At 65.9% G+C, this 4,155-nt stretch carries 4 protein-coding genes, 1 rRNA gene and 1 pseudogene; 1 reads left to right on the top strand and 5 read right to left on the bottom strand.

Annotated features, from left to right (window positions below; genetic code table 11):
• Positions 1-9: 9 nt before the first annotated feature.
• Positions 10-126: ribosomal RNA gene (rrf, locus tag ACM6LR_RS39255) — 5S ribosomal RNA — on the top strand.
• A gap of 233 nt (positions 127-359) precedes the next feature.
• Here the strand turns inward: rrf and ACM6LR_RS39250 are convergent.
• The 5 genes and pseudogenes from ACM6LR_RS39250 to ACM6LR_RS39230 form a co-directional block, all read right to left on the bottom strand.
• The gene (locus tag ACM6LR_RS39250) at positions 360-1,097 is read right to left on the bottom strand and encodes an SIR2 family NAD-dependent protein deacylase (RefSeq protein ID WP_414945646.1); all 738 of its coding nucleotides are present in this window, start codon (positions 1,095-1,097) and stop codon (positions 360-362) included.
• 15 nt (positions 1,098-1,112) lie between these two features.
• Positions 1,113-2,318, bottom strand: a complete 1,206-nt coding sequence (locus ACM6LR_RS39245; RefSeq protein WP_414942906.1) for a L,D-transpeptidase — start codon at positions 2,316-2,318, stop codon at positions 1,113-1,115.
• A gap of 104 nt (positions 2,319-2,422) precedes the next feature.
• Positions 2,423-3,289, bottom strand: a complete 867-nt coding sequence (locus tag ACM6LR_RS39240; RefSeq protein ID WP_414942905.1) for a patatin-like phospholipase family protein — start codon at positions 3,287-3,289, stop codon at positions 2,423-2,425.
• A gap of 9 nt (positions 3,290-3,298) precedes the next feature.
• Positions 3,299-3,961, bottom strand: coding sequence for a DedA family protein (locus ACM6LR_RS39235; RefSeq protein WP_414942904.1), 663 nt, complete (start codon positions 3,959-3,961; stop codon positions 3,299-3,301).
• A gap of 61 nt (positions 3,962-4,022) precedes the next feature.
• Positions 4,023-4,155: pseudogene (locus ACM6LR_RS39230) on the bottom strand (lipoate synthase); the annotation flags it as partial.

Here is a 4,155-nt window from a genome sequence, read left to right as displayed (position 1 = left end):
TCACAGTGTTTCGGTGGTTATAGCGTCAGGGAAACGCCCGGTCCCATTCCGAACCCGGAAGCTAAGCCTGACAGCGCCGATGGTACTGCAACCGAAGGGTTGTGGGAGAGTAGGACACCGCCGGACTTACCTTGAACAAGGGTCTGGGACCTGGTTGAGAACCCAAGAGGTTCTCCCAGGTCCCAGACCCTTTTCTACGTCCCCACACCCGTGCTTGAACGGCGAACACGCGTGACTGGACGGACAACACGATGTTCGCCGCCTAATCACGCGAATTCTCCGCCCAATCACGCGAGTTCTCCGTCCGATCACATGAGATACCCGCCCAAGCACGCGAGATACGGGGTTGAGCACGTGAGTTACGGGGTTAGGGCGGGCAGGGTCTCGCTGAGGGGGCCGCGGACCACCGCGGCGGCCATGGAGTCGTAGGGCGTTTTGGAGCCATTGCAGATCACGACATCGGCACCGGCTCGCGAAGCGGCGCTCACCAGGCCGGCTGCGGGCTGCACCTTCAGGGACGAGCCGGCCACCAGCAGGAGGTCGCTCGCTTCGACGGCGGCGCGAGCCGCGAGAAGCAGGTTCCGGTCCAGTTGCTGGCCGAACGAGATCGTGGCGGACTGCAGAATGCCGCCGCAGACCAGGCAGAGCGGGTCGGTCTCGCCCGCCCGGACGCGGTTCAGCGTCGTGCGCATGTCCTGGTGATCGTCACAGGACAGGCAGACGGACTCGAACATCGTCCCGTGCAGCTCCAGCACTCGCTCGGGCGGGGAACCCGCCTTCTGGTGCAGCCGGTCGATGTTCTGGGTGACGACATGCGTCGGCGACAGGCGCACGAGCGCGTGATGTGCGGCGTTCGGTCGAGCCTTCCAGCCTGGGTGGACCAGCCGCGCCTGCCAAGTCCGCTCTCGGACCTCGCGACTGCCCTGATACGCCTGGAGGTTCGACATCTTCTCCGCGGTCGGATCGCGGGTCCACAGGCCCTGCGGGCCGCGGAAGTCGGGGATCCCGGAGTCCGTGGAGATTCCGGCGCCGGTCAGCGCGACGACCCGGCCGGCGCCGGCCACGAGTGAGCGGGCCTTGCTCAAGGGGGTGGTCACCCGGCCATCATCCCCCTACTTGATCGCGCTGCCCGCCTGCCAGTCCGCCCACGACTTCGACCAATCACCGTAGAGGTCCCAAACCGGCAGTTGCGGGCCACCGGAATTGGTCACCTCGACGACGTCGCCGAGCCCCATGTTCTGGTAGAACCACTGGGCGTTGGCGGCGTTCAGGTTGACGCAGCCGTGCGACACGTTCGAGCTGCCCTGCGCGCCGACACTGTTCGGGTTCTCGTGGACGAACTCACCGTCGTTGGAGATGCGCAGCGACCACTTCTCGTTGGCCTTGTAGTACCCCGGCTGACCCTGGCAGACGCCGTAGGTGCACGAGTCCATCGTGTAATTCTCGTGTTTGTCCGAAATGACGTGTGCGCCCACATGGGTCGGCGTGGCGTCCTTGCCCATGGAAATGGGCATCGATTTCGCCAGCTGGCCGTTGTGGAAGATCTGCATCTGCTCGGTGTCGCCGTCGGCCTTCGCGACCCAGGAATCGTGCACCTTGTACGTTTCGGTGCGGTCGGTCGCACCGTAGACGCCATTGCCGAAATCGACCCCGTAGATCATCGCCGACGCCTTGAGCGTCGTCCCCGGCTGCCAGTACACCTTGGGGCGGTAATGGACGTTCTTGTCGTCGATCCAATACCAGGAGCCCTCCTGTTTCGGGGTGGACTCCACTGACAGCTTCTTCTCCACCTCGGCCTTGTTCTTCACCGGCTGACCGAACGCGAACACGATCGGCTGCCCGACACCGACACCGCCGGAGGCGACCGCCGAAGGCGCCGGGATCAGGTTCGGGTTCGCCTGCTGCTTCGGGCTCAAGGTGGAGACCCGGCTCTGCTGCTCGACCGGCTTTCCGTTGTTCCCCTTGGCGTGCGCCACGATCTTGTAGGTGCTGTCGTATCCGAGGGGTTCCACCGTCTTCCAGCTGAGCCCGTCGGCCGCCAGCTCACCCTTCACCTGTTTGCCCTTGTCGGCGTTGGTGACGGTGACGTCGGTCAGTTTGCCGTGCTCGGCCTTGACGACGACCGGGGTCGCCGGATTGACATTGGCTCCGCCCGCCGGATCAATGGTCACCGAAACCGGGCTTTCGTCCGATTCGGCACTGGTGCCCGTCGAATTCATAGCGCCGTTTCCGGCGTCGCCCGAGGATGAGCAGGCCGAGATCAGCAGTGCCGCGGCGAGTATTCCGGCCGTCGAAAGTAATGTCCTCTTGGGAAGCATATGGGTCTCTCTTTAAAAGTAACCAGTTACGTCGCGATCAACGGAAAGTACTCTTTCAAAAGTACGCGACGAAGAAGACGTGATCGATGCCGGCTGGTTGCTCGTCAGGCTACGACGAGACCTGGCGCACCATAAAGACCAGGGCCATCGACGCTCAATTCACCCAAATAGGTCTTCGCGGCTTCGTAGGCCTCGGCGGTCAGTGTCGTGGTGTGGCTGAAGTCCAGCGGGCTGACCCGCACCGGCTTCGGGCCCGGCACGTAGACCACCGGCACTGCGGCGGCGGCGATCGGGGCCTCCAGCACGGCCTGGTTCCGCATGCTGATCATCGCGGTGAACATCATCACCTCGGCGAAGGTCTGCGGGGTCCCGGGCATCTTGCCGGGGAAGGCACAGTCGAGGACGACGAGCGACTTCGCGCCCATCGCGAGCGCCTGGCGCATCGGCACGTTGGCGACCAGGCCGCCGTCGTAGAGCATGCGGTCCCCGAACGGCACCGGCGGATAGATCCCCGGGATCGCGCAGCTGGCCAGCAGCGGCGCCAGAACGGGCCCTGAGCGGATCAGCAGCGGCTCGGCGGTGTCGACGTCCGTCGCGACGACGCCCAGTGGCAGCGCGAGATCCTCGAAGCGGACGCCCTCGCCGATGTGCTCGTCGAGGATCGCGGCGAGACCGGTGTTGGGGAACAGGTTGGTCTTGCTGTGCCGCAGGGTCCGCACCTGGCTGAGCACTCCGCCGGGGAACGCCTCGTGCCGGGTCATCCGCGACCAGATGCGGTTCAGCCGGTCACCCGATTCGTCCCCGAGCGCGAGGACGGCGGCGTTCAGGGAACCCACCGAGGTGCCGACGACGAGGTCAGGGGCGATACCGGCTTCCGAGAGCGCCTGCAGCATCCCGACCTGCATGGCGCCGAGGCTGCCGCCACCGCCGAGGACGAAACCGATCGGCTGGGGCAGGTTCAAGGCGGCCATGCCCGGAATCTAGTCCTCCGCGCCGACCTTCGCCGGGGTGGCTTCTTCGACTGTGCCGGCGAGCGCCTTCTTTTTCTTGTAGCGCAGCAGGAAGAACACGGCGACACCGACGAGCACGCCGACGATGGCCAGGCCGCCGGTGTTCAGCACGCCTTCGACCTTCTTCGCGGCTTCACCGAGGGCGGCACCGATACCGATGTGGATGGCCGACCAGCAGGCCGCGCCCGCCGCGGCGGCGGGCAGGAACTTGCGGAAGGGCAGGCCCGACGTTCCGGACGCCGCCGGGGTCAGCGTGCGGATGACCGGGAGGAACCGCGCGAAGAACACCGCCCACGCGCCTCGCCGTTCGAGCACGCCGGTTGCCTTGTCCCAGGCTTCGAGGCCGTATTTGCGGATCAGCTTCGTCTCGCGCAGACGCGGGCCGAAGCGTTTGCCGATCGCGTAGCCGAGTGAGTCACCGAGCGCGGCGCAGACCGTCACGACCGCCCACAGCGTCAGAAAACGGGAGACCGACGTCGCCGTCGTGGCCGCGACCAGCAGCCCCGATTCGCCGGGCGCGATGAAGCCGAGTCCGATGGTGCATTCGGCGAACACCAGTCCGCCGGTCGCCGCGACCAGTCCCGGTTCCGGGAGTCCCTGCAGCCAGTTGAGAAGATCCGTTACCAACGCCACCAGGTCACATTACTGATTCGTGACCTGGTGGGTGGCGGCTTCGAGAAGAGGGTGACGGGAGTCACCGGGCCAGCAGTGAGCTGGCTTCTTGGGCGGCGGGGCCTTCGGCGGCGAGGTGGGCCAAGTTCTCCGACAATGCTTCACCGCGGTGAGCCTTCGTCTGCGCGAACAGACGCCCGGCCCGATACGACGAC

The sequence above is a fragment of the Amycolatopsis sp. cmx-11-32 genome, assembly GCF_047608695.1.
Lineage (GTDB): Bacteria > Actinomycetota > Actinomycetes > Mycobacteriales > Pseudonocardiaceae > Amycolatopsis.
This window is presented reverse-complemented; position numbering and strand designations above follow the sequence as displayed.

Bases quoted from the DNA above. Each gene is read 5' to 3' on its own strand.
- ACM6LR_RS39240 (WP_414942905.1), bottom strand. From the start codon at position 3,289: ATGGCCGCCTTGAACCTGCCCCAGCCGATCGGTTTCGTCCTCGGCGGT.
- ACM6LR_RS39245 (WP_414942906.1), bottom strand. From the start codon at position 2,318: ATGCTTCCCAAGAGGACATTACTTTCGACGGCCGGAATACTCGCCGCG.